This window comes from Photobacterium atrarenae, assembly GCF_024380015.1.
In the GTDB taxonomy this organism is placed as follows: Bacteria; Pseudomonadota; Gammaproteobacteria; order Enterobacterales; family Vibrionaceae; genus Photobacterium; species Photobacterium atrarenae.
Window position 1 is genome coordinate 869,790 of sequence record NZ_CP101508.1, and the last position, 12,674, is coordinate 882,463.

Annotated in this window: 9 protein-coding genes; 4 read left to right on the plus strand and 5 right to left on the minus strand. The window is 52.3% G+C overall.

All coding sequences use genetic code 11. From position 1 onward, the window contains the following. Window positions 1-14: 14 nt before the first annotated feature. From NNL38_RS04345 to NNL38_RS04355, 3 genes are all read left to right on the plus strand, one after another. A complete protein-coding gene (locus NNL38_RS04345; RefSeq protein ID WP_255389800.1) occupies window positions 15-1,319 on the plus strand; it encodes an inosine/guanosine kinase in 1,305 nt (434 codons plus the stop codon). Between the two features lie 617 nt (window positions 1,320-1,936). Beyond that, a complete protein-coding gene (gene ltrA, locus NNL38_RS04350) occupies window positions 1,937-3,229 on the plus strand; it encodes a group II intron reverse transcriptase/maturase (RefSeq protein WP_369414609.1) in 1,293 nt (430 codons plus the stop codon). A gap of 117 nt (window positions 3,230-3,346) precedes the next feature. Continuing rightward, window positions 3,347-3,886 (plus strand): outer membrane beta-barrel protein, encoded by a 540-nt coding sequence (locus NNL38_RS04355; protein ID WP_255389801.1) that lies wholly within the window; start codon window positions 3,347-3,349, stop codon window positions 3,884-3,886. A 74-nt stretch (window positions 3,887-3,960) separates the two neighbouring features. Here the strand turns inward: NNL38_RS04355 and asnB are convergent, their stop codons facing one another. The 5 genes from asnB to nagB form a co-directional block, all read right to left on the minus strand. Then, window positions 3,961-5,637: an asparagine synthase B gene (gene asnB, locus NNL38_RS04360; protein WP_255389803.1), complete on the minus strand. Its 1,677-nt coding sequence runs from the start codon at window positions 5,635-5,637 to the stop codon at window positions 3,961-3,963. Between the two features lie 263 nt (window positions 5,638-5,900). Then, window positions 5,901-7,496, minus strand: coding sequence for a cation:proton antiporter domain-containing protein (locus NNL38_RS04365; protein ID WP_255389804.1), 1,596 nt, complete (start codon window positions 7,494-7,496; stop codon window positions 5,901-5,903). A gap of 203 nt (window positions 7,497-7,699) precedes the next feature. Beyond that, a complete protein-coding gene (gene nagC, locus NNL38_RS04370; RefSeq protein WP_255389805.1) occupies window positions 7,700-8,917 on the minus strand; it encodes a DNA-binding transcriptional regulator NagC in 1,218 nt (405 codons plus the stop codon). Window positions 8,918-8,920: 3 nt separating this feature from the next. After that, window positions 8,921-10,057 carry an N-acetylglucosamine-6-phosphate deacetylase gene (gene nagA, locus NNL38_RS04375; protein ID WP_255389806.1) on the minus strand — a complete coding sequence of 379 codons (1,137 nt, stop codon included), beginning with the start codon at window positions 10,055-10,057 and terminating at the stop codon, window positions 8,921-8,923. 10 nt (window positions 10,058-10,067) lie between these two features. After that, window positions 10,068-10,868 (minus strand): glucosamine-6-phosphate deaminase, encoded by an 801-nt coding sequence (gene nagB, locus NNL38_RS04380; RefSeq protein ID WP_255389807.1) that lies wholly within the window; start codon window positions 10,866-10,868, stop codon window positions 10,068-10,070. 252 nt (window positions 10,869-11,120) lie between these two features. On the opposite strand from nagB, the gene nagE reads away from it, so the two are divergent. Continuing rightward, window positions 11,121-12,617, plus strand: a complete 1,497-nt coding sequence (nagE, locus tag NNL38_RS04385) for an N-acetylglucosamine-specific PTS transporter subunit IIBC (protein ID WP_255389808.1) — start codon at window positions 11,121-11,123, stop codon at window positions 12,615-12,617. The last annotated feature ends 57 nt before the right edge of the window (window positions 12,618-12,674 follow it).

A 12,674-nucleotide genomic window follows, 5' to 3' on the forward strand; every position in this document is an offset into this window, starting at 1 on the left:
GACAGCTCACAGACATGAAATTTCCAGGCCAACGTAAATCCAAGCACTATTTTCCCGTCCATGCGCGTGATCCGCTTCTGAGTCAAGCCAAGCACGAAAAGCGTTTGACGCGTACCCATGTGGTCGGCATTGATCAGACGCTGGTGGATATTGAAGCCTGTGTTGATGATAAGTTCCTGGAACGTTATGAGCTGAGTAAAGGCCATTCCCTGGTGATCTCCGATGAAAAAGCGGAAGCTTTGTATCAGGAGCTGAAAGATCAGGAGCTGATCAGCCATGAGTTTGCTGGCGGTACCATTGGCAATACCCTGCACAACTACTCGGTCCTGGCAGATGACAAGTCTGTTTTGTTGGGGGTGATGAGCAAGGATATTGAAATTGGCAGCTACGCCTATCGCTACCTGTGCAATACCTCCAGCCGGATGGACATGAACCACCTGCAGCCGGTGACCGGGCCGATTGGTCGCTGTTTTGCCCTGATCACCGCCGATGGCGAGCGAACTTTTGCCATCAATGAAGGCCGGATGAACCAGTTGAGCCCGGAGAGTATCCCGGAGTCTGTGTTCGAGCGGGCCTCTGCACTGGTGTTAACCGCCTACCTGGTGCGCTGTAAAGAAGGCGATCCGATGCCGGAAGCGACTATGCGAGCGATTGAGTACGCTAAAAAGTACGATGTGCCGGTTGTGCTGACCCTGGGCACCAAGTTTGTGATTGAAGACGATCCACAGTGGTGGCGCGATTTTCTCAATGAGCATGTCACCGTGGTGGCGATGAATGAGGATGAAGCGGAAGCACTGACCGGCGAGAGCGATCCGCTGATGGCTTCCGAGAAAACCCTGGACTGGGTTGACTTGGTCCTGTGTACTGCAGGTCCGATTGGTTTGTATACAGCCGGTTACACGGAGGAGTCGGCTAAGCGCGAAACCAGCCTGCCACTGCTGCCGGGAGAGATCCCAGAGTTTAACCGTTATGAGTTCAGTCGCCCGATGCTCAAAGCGCAATGTGAAGCGCCGATGAAGGTCTTCTCTCATATCGCCCCGTACATGGGCGGTCCAGAGCGGATTAAAAACACCAATGGGGCCGGGGATGGAGCGCTGTCTGCGCTGCTGCATGATATGGCGGCGAACCGCTACCATAAAGAGAATGTGCCAAAATCAAGCAAGCACAAACACAACTTCCTGACCTATTCTTCATTTTCGCAGGTCTGCCTGTATTCAAACCGCGTGAGCTATGAAGTGCTGGCACAGCATTCGCCGCGACTGTCGCGTGGTCTGCCGGAACGCGAAGACAGCCTGGAAGAGGCATACTGGGAGCGTTGATCTGAATCGGATGTCATTGTGAACGGGGCCAATCATCGATTGGCCCCGTTGTTATTGTGCGCCGAGCATGGCGTTGTTCTAGGAGGTGAAAGTCCTCTACGGGCTCAGTCGAGCGAGAACCGTTAGCCTATGCAAGGGTGCCCACCGTGAGGTGGGATCTGAAGGAAGCAAACGGCAAAACTTGGGTGTGACGAACAGAAACCTGATAGTAGGCCAGTACAACTTGGGTAACCTAGCAATATATAGAACAGCCCAATGCCTCGACGGGAAGTGTGTACGGGTAAATCAGGCACAGCCAAGGGAAAGAACAACGTCTTACCTCGGGAGATCTTACGACCTGTCTCGGATGAGACTAATACAACAGTGATGTTGTGTGACGGGTAATAAGAAGTCAGCAGAAGGCATAGTACCTTGGGGAAGTACAACCCAAGGGAAGGCCGGAACTGAATATATCAAGAAGCAGTCACTAGACACTCAATCATGTGGGGTCATAGCAAGATGAACAACATCTCTACGTACTACTGGGCAACACCGCAAGTGACGCTCATGGCCACGAAGAATGACAAGCATGATCGGCGTAGACAGGAGGACGAGTCTTGGTGACCTCAACTCAGTTGATGGAGCGGATCTGCTCCTCAACAAATCTGAACCAAGCCCTGAGAAGAGTGAAGAAGAACAAGGGATGTGCTGGGGTTGATAAACTCGACATAACAGCGACTATCTCGATGCTTCGGCAGTCTTCTAATGGGCAAGCGCTCCGCCAGAGCCTTCTGGACGGGAGCTACCAACCGCAACCCGTTCTGGGTGTAGAAATTCCCAAACCCAGCGGGGGAGTGAGGCAGCTAGGTATCCCAACTGTACTTGATAGGGTAGTCCAACAGGCCATTACCTCAGTACTGACAGATATCTACGAACCTCAGTTCTCAAGCAACAGTTATGGGTTCAGGCCTAACCGCAGTGCCCACCATGCATTGGTGGCAGCAAGCCACTACATCAGGGAGGGGCGGGGTTATGTAGTCGACATAGACCTGGCGAAATACTTCGATACTGTGAACCACGATAAACTGATGCACAGGCTATCGGAGGACATCACAGATAAACGGGTCCTGAAGCTGGTCAGGTCATACCTACAGGCAGGCATAATGCGAAACGGGTTAGTTGAGCAGAGGCAACGAGGGACGCCACAGGGTGGACCATTATCTCCGCTGCTATCAAATATCGTATTAGATGAGTTGGATAAAGAGCTTGAGCGAAGAGGGCATAAGTTCTGCCGATATGCAGACGACTGCCAAATCTACGTGCACAGTAAGGAAGCCGCCAATCGAGTAAAAGCCTCAATCACGGAGTTCTTGGAGCAGAAACTGAAACTCAGGGTTAACCGTGAGAAAAGTGCGGCAACGAGAGTGACAGAGCGGACTTACCTAGGCCATCGCTTTCACCGAGATGGAAGCATCTATATCTCGAAGACAGCACAAACTCAGATGAAGAAGCGAGTGCGTCAAATAACGAAGCGGAATCGAGGGCGAGAGTTGAAGACAGTCCTAGTCGAACTCACTCAATACCTAAGAGGTTGGCAACACTATTTCAAGCTTGCCATACGGAAAAGCGCGATGCAGCGCTTGGATGAATGGATAAGGCGGCGCTTACGGTGCTATCGCCTCAAGCAGCGCAAGCGCAGATACAGCATAGCGACATGGTTACGCCAAGAGGGTGTAAGCGAACGCAATGCGTGGAAGCTGGCGATGTCAGATAAAGGGTGGTGGCACTTGGCTTTATCGCCCCAGCTCAATCAGGCCATGCCAATGAAATGGTTCAAGGAGATGGGTCTGTACTCGTTGCGAGATGGGTACGAGTCACTGAAAATATATTCGGAACCGCCGTATGCGACCCACGCTTGTACGGTGGTGTGAGAGGACGGAGGCCGTGAGGCCTCCTCCTACTCGATTGTGTTTACAAAATTATATTCGCTGATAGTACGTCTTACTTCTATGCTTTATTGGCATGCATAAGACAAAAAGGAGAGAGAAATGAAGAAGAATGCAGTGGTGCTGGCGCTCTTTTCTGTTCTGTCGGCTCCGGCCGTCATGGCGAATTATGTTGATCTGTCGAAAGGGACGCAGGAATTTGGCTTGCAGGGGAGTTTAGATCTCGACTACGTTGATGACTACCTGTTCCTGCTCAATACCTCTTACGGCTACTTCATTCGGGATGACTGGGAAATTGGTGGCGTGCTGGATCTCAATATGAGCGACAGCACGCAAGAGTTCCAGATTGGTTTTTTCACCGAGTACAACTTTACCAATACCAGTAACTGGGTGCCTTACTTGGGGACCGCATTTCAGGTTGCCAACCTGAGCGGGAGTGACGGCGATTTTGATTTCGACTTTGAAGATGCGACGGCGCTGAACGTCAAGTTCTCTGGTGGGGTGAAATACTTCATCAATACCAATGTGGCGATTAGTGCTGAAGTGAACTACAACATTGCCACGGATGATATCAATGTTACTAAAGATGGGGTCGAAGATAGCTTTACCCGGTTTGTGTTTGGTACTCGGTTCTACTTTTAATGCTTGCAATACCTTTTATAAAAAAACCGCCAAATGGCGGTTTTTTTTATGGATATCTGAACGCTTTAGAGCAATTAGGCTTGCTTCTCGTAAGCTTCGTTGTGGACGGCTGCCACAGCACGGCCTGAAGGATCGGCACTGTTCTTGAAGCTTTCATCCCACTCAATTGCTTTGGCGCTGGAGCAGGCAATTGATGGACCGCCCGGGACACACTTGGCCGCATCTTCCAGCGGGAATAGCTCTTCGAAAATCTCACGGTACATGTAGCCTTCCTTGGTGGTTGGCGTGTTGTACGGGAAGCGGAACTTCGCGGTTTCCAGCTGCTGCTCGGTGACTTTTGCCTCTGCCACTTCTTTGAGTGAATCAATCCAGCTATAGCCGACACCATCCGAGAACTGCTCTTTCTGGCGCCAGGCAACTGATTCCGGCAGGTAATGGCCGAAGCACTCACGGATGACATGTTTTTCCATCTTGCCGTTGCCGCACATCTTGTCCTGCGGGTTAATTTGCATGGCAACTTCCAGAAACTCTTTGTCCAGGAATGGAACACGCGCTTCAATTCCCCAGGCGGCCATGGACTTGTTGGCACGGGCACAGTCGAACATGTTCAGTGCCAGTAGCTTACGGACGGTCTCTTCATGGAACTCTTTGGCGTTTGGCGCTTTGTGGAAGTACAGGTAACCGCCGAAGACTTCATCAGCCCCTTCACCGGAGAGCACCATTTTGATCCCCATGGCGCGGATCTTACGTGACATCAGGTACATTGGCGTGGATGCTCGAATGGTGGTCACGTCATAGGTTTCGATGTGGTAAATCACATCACGAATGGCATCCAAGCCTTCCTGCACGGTATAGGTCAGTTCGTGGTGGACAGTGCCGATATGATCGGCAACTTCCTTGGCCGCTTTCAGATCCGGCGCACCTTCCAGGCCAATGGCAAAGGAGTGCAGGGTTGGCCACCAGGCTTCTGATTGCTCGTCATCTTCAATCCGGCGGGCGGCAAACTTCTTGGTGATCGCTGAAATCACGGAAGAGTCCAGGCCACCTGACAGCAGCACGCCATACGGGACATCGGTCATCAACTGGCGTTTGACCGCACTCTCCAGCGCATCGGCCAGGGCAACTTTATCCGTGTTGGCTTCGGCCACGCTGTCATAGTTCATCCAGTCACGTTTGTAGTAGCGGACCGGCTCACCGTTCTTGCTCCACAGGAAATGACCCGGAGGGAATTCGCTGATGGTTTTACACACAGGGACCAGGGATTTCATTTCTGAGGCCACATAGTAGTTTCCATGCTCGTCATAGCCGTGGTAGAGCGGGATAATCCCGATATGGTCGCGGCCGATCAGATACGCATCTTCCTGCTCATCATACAGAATGAAGCCAAAAATGCCGTTGAGGTAGTCCAGCAGCTCCGGGCCTTTTTCTTTATACAGGGCTAGGATAATTTCACAGTCGGATTCAGTCTGGAATGGGTAGTCAGGGGCGAATTCGGCCTGTAATTCTTTGTGGTTGTAGATCTCGCCGTTCACGGCCAGGGCTTGTGTTCGATCCGCGTTGTACAGCGGCTGTTCGCCGCTGTTGAGGTCGACAATTGCCAGGCGCTCATGCACCAGGATGGCTTTGTCTGATGAGTAGATCCCGGACCAGTCCGGACCGCGATGGCGCATTTTCTTGGACATCTCCAACGCGGTTTCGCGCAATGCCGCCGCATCACTTTTTATATCTAGGATACCGAATACTGAACACATACTTCTGACTCCGACTTAACTTGCTATCCGTAATTTTTCAGGGGCACTTTGAGCGTGTTGTGCGTTCCCTGTTGCTGATTGTTAAAATTGCGTATTCGGTAATGAATTGCAACCATAAATCCATATTCAATGAAACAAAAGCCTTGCTGGTGAATAAAATTCGGAAAAAATGAGCTTAACTGAATTAATTCTATATTTGGGGTGATTTTTGCTCAAAAAAACGAACGGCAGCCGAAGCTGCCGTTTCAGTCAAGGCGGCGGGATTATCCCTTCGCTAACGGGCTGATCTGTGGAGATAAGTGCTCGCAGACGTGGCGGGCAAAGCCGCTACCGGCTTCATTGTAGATATTGAACGCGGCATCGACCCCCAGCTCATGAAGAATGTCTTCATCATCACTGTATTTGGCAATGGCGGCAATTTTCCCCTGGTAGTTCCGCTCGCGGATCTGCTCTAATGCAAACGTATTGGCCTGGCTGTGCGGCATTGCGAGCAGGATCAGCTCGGTGCTGTGCTTTGAAATCACCCGAGCCCAGAAGTCGGGGTCCGTGGCATCGCCGTGGATCACATGGCGGCCGGCTTCCTGATGCTGCTTGGCGGAATCTTCCCGGGTTTCAATCCCCACCACCTGATCACCGAAACGGTTCACCAGTTCATCATAGGCGCCGGTGCCGATCCGCCCCATTCCCAGGATCATGATTTTCTTATCGCCCAGATCGATCAGGCGATCGCTCGGGTTGAGTTTCTCCGGTTCAAACTCCTTCAGCCATTTGGAGGCATCTTTATACAGGCGATGGCCGGCACTGTTCAGCGGCGCGGAAATCAGGAAAGAGATCGAAACGGCAATGGCAATTGCGACCAGGAAGCTGCCCGGTAACAGCCCCAGATTATAGGCCAACCCGCCGACAATCAGGCCGAACTCACTGTAGTTAAACAGGGTCAGGGTGCCCAGCATTGAGGTGCGCACCCGGAACCGGAACAAATTAAACACGCCGTAATAGAGGATCCCTTTCAGCGGCAGCAGCAGCAGTAGCAGCAGGGCCATCAGAAACCCGTCCAGGGTCGGCTCCTCTGACAGGCCGATGTTGAGGAAAAAGCAGACCAGCAGCAGCTCTTTGAGGTTGAACAGGGATTTAGACATCTCGGATGCTTTCGGGTGCGCAGCCAGCATCATCCCCATGATGAGCGCGCCGAGGTCGGCCTTCATCCCGACCGCTTCAAATAGCCCGGCACCGGCAACCAGGGCCAGGAAGATGCCGTAGAGCACCAGCATTTCACCGTGACCCGCCCGGTCAAGGATCTTAAACAGGGAAGGGCGCAGCAGCGGTAGGGCAAACAGCGCCAGGGCGGTGATCTCGGGAATTTTGCCAGTCGAGACCGTCAGGAAGATCACAGCGAAGATATCCTGCATTACCAGAATACCGATGGCCAGGGTACCGTAGGTGGCGTTGAGCTCCCCTTTTTCCTGCAGTGCCTTGATTGCAAAGACGGTACTGGAGAAGGAGAGCGCAAAGGCCAATAGCGCCAACTGCGTCAGATCCAGCTCGCTGAGCATCCCCAGGCCCAGCTGTTTCAGCGCCAGTAAGGCCAGGGTGAACAGCCCGGTGGTCAGCAGGTTATGCAGGGTGGCGCCGCCCCAGATTTCTTTTGCCAGCAGGGTTTTGATGTCGAGTTTCAGGCCAATCGAGAACAGCAGGAGTGTGACCCCCAGATCGGCCAGGGTCGAGAGTACTTCAGTCGATTGGTAGCCCGTAGAGTTCAGGGCGAAACCGGCGACCAGAAATCCCACCAGTGGCGGGAGCTTGCATCTGAGCGCGAGGTAGCCGGCCAGAAAAGCGGCAATGATGTAAATGAGTTCCATAGAGAGACTGATGTTCCTAAATTACTGTTATAACAAAACCAATCACGTTCAGCGCTGCCGTGATGGCGGTATGCGATATTATTTTTGCGGCGCAATATAGCATAAGGGGCATGTGCCTGTCCGGAACATGCCCCCGTTAAATTGTTACGATTTAATTGCTGGTGGGATGGGGAGTTGCCTGGTTATCGCCGGTCAGGATGACATCAGTCTTCCAGCAGGCGTTGCAGTAATACCCCGTTCAGCATCGCACGCTTGATCATCGAAAAAGCACCGATCGTTGGCTGATGATAGAGTTCAGAGGCGACAATCGGCAGATCTTTATGGAAGGTGGACAGTGACTGGGTTTCGATACAACGGCGGATTGCCGGGAAGACAATCTCCTTGGCGCCTGTGATCTGACCGGCGACTACAATCTTTTGCGGGTTGAACAAATTAATCGTCATCGCCAGGGCTTTCCCGAGGTGATTACCGACTTTGATCAGGGCTTGGCTTGCCAGCTCATCCCCTTTGTTGGCCGCCTCGCAGATGGCCGGCATGGTGACTTCTTCCAGCGTCTGTAAGCTGCTCGGGTAGCCTTGATCGAGCCGGCTCTGGACTTGCTGAATGATGGCCGGATCGGAAGCGACGGTCTCCAGGCAGCCGAAGTTGCCGCACTGGCATTTATCCCCGAGGGGATCAATTTGGATGTGGCCGATTTCGCCGACGTTGCGGTTATGGCCGAGGAAGACCTGACCATTGACGATGATCCCTGAACCGGTGCCGTGGTGGACGCTGACCAGAATGGAATCGCTGCAGTCCTGGCTGGCCCCAAAATAGTGTTCCGCAAGCGCCAGGCCGCGGATATCGTTGCCGACAAAACAGGATACGCCGAACGTGTCGCGGATCAATGTACCCAGCGGGAAAGGCTGGCTGATCTCGATATGCGGCATGTATTCAACGACACCATTTTCCGGATCAATCAGGCCCGGCAGGGTGATCCCAAATGCAACCAGCTCACGCATGACGCCCTGATTGTCCGCGATAAACTGGCGGATGTGACCAATCAGGCCGTCGGTGAGTGCCTGCTGGTCGGTGTAAACGAACGGATGGGCAGCGCTGGCCACATGCTTGCCGCTGAGATCAAAAATGGTGAGCTCAATATAGTCACGACCCAGACGGATCGCGATGGCGTGGAACGGGGTCGATTCGGTGGTCAGGGAAATAGCCCGGCGACCACCGGTGGAAGCTTGCTGCGCGACCTCTTTGATCAGGCCGCGCTCTAACAACTGGCGGGTAATTTTTGTCACACTCGCAGGCGCAAGCTGACTGACGTCAGCGACCTGAATTCGAGAAATAGGGCCTTGCAAGTCAATGAGTCTGTAAACTGCTGCACTATTGAGCTGTTTAACCAGATCAACATTACCAATTTGTCCGCCTGTCATAGTTTAGTTCTGCTCGTAATTGCCGTTAACAACCGTCGCCTGAACGTGGAAATCGCGATCAAAAACAGCCAGGTTAGCCACCATGCCTTTTTTGATAGCCCCCAGTGTCTTGTCCACGCCGATCGCGCGGGCAGGATACAGAGTAGCCATGCGTACTGCCTCGTCCAGGGCGATTCCTGCATGCTCAACACTGTTTTGAACCGCTTCAATCATGGTCAGTGCTGAGCCGCCAAGCGTGCCGTTTTCATCGACGCACTTGCCACCCCGGTAATATACTTTCTTACCGACAAAAATAAAGTGATCAATGTCTGCTCCTGCAGGCGCAGTTGCATCGGTAACCAGAACCAGCTTATCGCCTTTCAGGCGATGGGCGATTCGAATGTTGGCATAGTCGACATGGAAACCATCGGCGATGACGCCGGTATAGACTTCCGGGGTATCGTAAATGGCGCCGACCATTCCTGGTTCACGACCGGCAATCGGGCTCATGGCATTGAACAGATGGGTGGCAAAGGTGATCCCGGACTCAAACCCTTGGCGGGCCTCAACATAGGTGGCATTGGTATGTCCGGCGGAAACGATAATCCCGGCATCGGCCAACTGGCGGATGTGACTGTGATCGTTGCGCTCCGGTGCCAGGGTGACTTTGGTGATAATGTCGGCGTTATCGCACAGGGTACGGATCATCGCATCATCTGAGCGGCGAATATGCTCGACACTGTGGATGCCTTTTTTCATCACGTTCAGGTAAGGCCCTTCCAGGTGCAGGCCGAGCGAGTGATTCTGGTACTGGCTGTGATAGTCGCGTGCGGCTTTGATCGCGGCTTTCATATCTTCATCAGAAGAGGTGATCAGCGTCGGCAGAAAGCTGGTGCAGCCGGATTTCAGGTTAGCGCGGTGCATGGTGTGGATGGTGTCGGCGTTGATCTCGTCATTGAGCATGACACCGCCACAACCATTGAGTTGTAGATCAATAAAGCCAGGGGTGAGGTTGGCACCAGCCAGATCATAAACCTCAATGCCTTCAGGCAGTTCAGTTTCTGGGCAAACAGCATGAATGTTCACGCCGTCAATGATAACGGCGTGGTGATTCAGCACATCGCTCCCGGTAAAAATACGACAGTTGGTCAGCGCGTACATGAACAATTCCTTACAGGTGTTTGATATTGTCAGCTTCCAGTTCCTGGAAGTACTTCACAGTTTTTACTTTCAACTCCTGAGTGGATGGTTCATCGCAAACAATCAGGGACTTCGGATGCAGTTGCAGGGCGGAAACCGTCCACAGATGGTTGACCGATCCTTCAACCGCTGCTTCAAGTGCCTGGGCTTTGGCATGACCGGTCACCAGGATCATGATCTCTTTGGCATCGAGCAGGGTACCAACGCCTATGGTCAGGGCATATTTCGGAACCTGGTTGATGTTGCCTTCAAAGAAGCGGGAATTGGCAATCCTCGTGTCTTCCGTCAGAGTTTTGATCCGGGTCCGGGAAGAAAGTGAAGAGGCCGGTTCGTTAAAGGCGATATGCCCGTCGTTGCCGACGCCGCCCATGAAGAGGTGGATCTGACCGTAGGACTTAATTTTCGCTTCGTAACGCTGACATTCAGCTTCGTGATCTGCGGTGTTTCCGTTCAGCAGGTTGATGTTTTCTTCTTGAATATCAATATGGTTAAAGAAGTTGTTAAACATGAAGCTCCGGTAAGATTCCGGGTGGTCTGCCGGAATACCGATGTATTCATCCATGTTGAAGGTCACCACATGCTTGAAACTTACTTCTCCAGCTTTATAAAGCTCAATCAAGCGTTTATATGTTGCTAACGGAGTCCCGCCCGTTGGCAGGCCCAGCACAAATGGGCGTTCAGCTGTAGGTCGAAATTTATTAATACGATCAGCGATATAGCGTGCTGACCACAGTCCAACTTCTTTCGCATCTTGCAGTGGGATTAGTCTCACGGTGACACCTCATTCCAGTAGAAAACACAATAAAATCGTAGCGGATTCATCCTTTGTTTTGAATGATAAAATAAGTTTTATGATCGGGCTAGCAAAATCGCTCAGCTATAGCCTGAGCTGGTGATAATGATCACAATTGTTGAGGTTTTAATTTGCGGGTCAAAATTAATCTCTTACACTGCTGATAACTTAATCGGATAGCTAAAATAAGTTATCCCTACGACATCTGAGAAAACCACAGGGGGAATCAAGGTGAATATTCTTGGATATTTTCAAAAAGTCGGTAAGGCGTTGATGGTGCCAGTCGCCACATTGCCTGCCGCAGCAATACTGATGGGGGTTGGCTACTGGATTGACCCAACAGGCTGGGGGGCTAACAGTGCCGTGGCGGCCTTTATGATCCAAGCGGGTGCGGCCATTATCGACAATATGTCGGTCCTGTTCGCGGTCGGTGTTGCCTACGGGATGTCGAAAGACAAAGATGGTGCGGCGGCATTGTCCGGCTTTGTTGGCTTCCTGGTGGTGACCACCCTGCTGGCACCGGGTACAGTTGCACAGATTCAGGGACTTGAACTGAGCGAAGTTCCGGCGGCCTTTGGCAAGATTAAGAACCAGTTTGTCGGTATTCTGGTCGGTATTGTGGCAGCAGAAATCTATAACCGTTATTCCCATGTTGAGCTGCATAAAGCCCTGGCCTTCTTTTCCGGTAAGCGCCTGGTCCCGATTCTGATGTCTGTAGCCGGTATTTTCATGGCGTTTGTGCTGATGTTCATCTGGCCGACGGTGTACGGTGGATTGGTTTCCTTCGGTGAAGCGATTCAGGGACTGGGCGAAGCAGGTGCCGGGGTTTATGCCTTCTTCAACCGTTTGCTGATCCCTGTGGGTCTGCACCATGCGCTGAACTCTGTGTTCTGGTTTGATGTTGCCGGGATTAATGATATTCCTAACTTCCTCGGTGGCGCGAAATCATTGGCTGAGGGGACTGCCGTTCCTGGTGTGACCGGGATGTATCAGGCTGGTTTCTTCCCGATTATGATGTTCGGTCTGCCGGGGGCGGCGCTGGCGATGTACCATACAGCTAAAGCCAAGAATAAAGAGAAAGTTGCATCTATTATGATTGCCGCTGGTTTCGCCTCTTTCTTCACGGGTGTCACTGAGCCGCTGGAATTTGCCTTTATGTTCCTGGCGCCGGCACTGTATGTGCTGCACGCGCTGCTGGCAGGCCTGTCGGTTTACATTGCCGCTTCAATGCAGTGGATTGCTGGCTTTGGTTTCTCGGCTGGTTTTGTCGACCTGTTCCTGTCGACGCGTAACCCGCTGGCGGTGAACTGGTACATGCTGATTGTCCAGGGGCTGGTGTTCTTCGCACTGTACTATGTCATCTTCCGTACGGTGATTGTGAAGTTCAACCTGAAAACGCCGGGCCGTGAAGATGATGATGAGGGCACTGAAGACAGTGCAGCGACAGGCTCACAAGAAACCGGTGAACTGGCCAAGCAATACCTGAAAGCGTTGGGCGGCCACGGCAACCTGGAAAACATTGATGCCTGTATTACGCGTCTGCGTTTGACACTGAAAGACAGCAGCCTGGCTGATGAGAAAACCCTGAAAGCGCTGGGCGCGATGGGGGTTGTGAAGCTGGGAACCAACAACCTGCAGGTGATTCTGGGTCCACTGGCGGAGATTGTTGCCGGGGAGATGAAGAAAATTCCGGCTTCAGAAGATCTTTCTTCGGTGAAACTGCCTTAAGCGTCTGCTTCCCTGACTATAATCGACAGGATTTACTGGCGATATCTTTCAAGAAAC